This is a genomic window from Janthinobacterium foliorum (genome assembly GCF_978021625.1).
On sequence record NZ_CDXDQE010000120.1, the window covers coordinates 1 to 255 of the forward strand.

The window sequence follows — 255 nt, forward strand, 5'->3', positions numbered from 1 at the left end:
TGTTGCCGCAACTGGCCAAGAAGGGCATCACGGAAAAGAAACAGGTGCTCGACGCCATCGGCAGCATCTTTTCAAACCGCACCGCATCGAACCTGTATTCGCAGATGTATTTGCAGCGCGGGCAAATCCACAAAAACGAAAAGCTCAACCGGGGCGCCGCCAATATCGGCCAGCTGGACAAGCTGGGCCGCGACTCGGCCGCCGGCAAGGAACTGGAGGCGCAGTCGAAGCTGGCCAATCTCAAGCTCACCATGG

At 58.4% G+C, this 255-nt stretch carries 1 protein-coding gene; it reads left to right on the plus strand.

The window, feature by feature from the left end:
* The coding region (locus ACZ92H_RS29790; protein ID WP_465052409.1) for a hypothetical protein at positions 1 to 255 on the plus strand (255 nt) is incomplete at both ends.